The sequence below is a fragment of the Myxococcus sp. CA039A genome, assembly GCF_013336645.1.
Classification (GTDB): domain Bacteria; phylum Myxococcota; class Myxococcia; order Myxococcales; family Myxococcaceae; genus Myxococcus; species Myxococcus llanfairpwllgwyngyllgogerychwyrndrobwllllantysiliogogogochensis.
The window spans coordinates 1-676 of sequence record NZ_JABUMQ010000729.1 but is presented as its reverse complement, the minus strand read 5'-3'; the positions used below and the strand labels follow the sequence as shown (position 1 = coordinate 676).

The following is a 676-nucleotide window of genomic DNA, read 5'->3' as shown; positions in this document are numbered from 1 at the left end:
CCCCGGCCCCTCCTGGTACGGCGCCTGGAGCAACCTCGCCCGAGCACTCGCCAGGCGCGCCTCCGCCTCCTCGAAGCGCCCCAGCCCACACAGCGCGAGCGCACACAGCGCGTCCAACGAGGCCGTACAGACCAGCGCGTCCGGGCCCGCCGCGAGTTCCCCCACGGCCTGCCCCAGCGACACCACTTCCTCGTAGCGCTCCAGCGACAACACCACCGCGGCCAGCTTGCGCAGACAGTGGAGGTGCTCGGGCGTCGCCAGCACCGCGCGAGGATCCTCGAGCGAGATGGCGATGCGCCAGGCGGACTCGGCCTCCGCTCGCTCTCCCGCAAGCCGATGCGCGTCCCCGATTCGCTCCCACAGCACACGGGACCACTGACGCGCGGCGTCCAGCGACAGCGACGCGGCGACGTCCAGCGCGACGCGGTACACCCCCAGCGCCGCCGCCGGCTCCAACGCCGCGAGGTTCCACGCGGCGACCTCCAGCAGATGCGGCAGCGCGCGCTGGGGCACCTTCGCCGCGAGCCAGTGGCGCACCACCTCCGCGCAGGCCCGCCGCCGCGCCTCCGCGGGCAGGGCCTCGTACGCCTCCGCCGCGCGCCGATGCAGCGCCAGCCCCTCCGCGTCCGATGAAGTCACCTCGGGCGGCCCTGGTGGCCGAGCCCCCACCGCGTAC

General features: G+C 75.3%; 1 pseudogene. It reads right to left on the bottom strand.

Features of this window, described 5'->3' with window-relative positions:
- Positions 1-676 (bottom strand): annotated as a pseudogene (locus HR086_RS47305) (hypothetical protein); the annotation flags it as partial.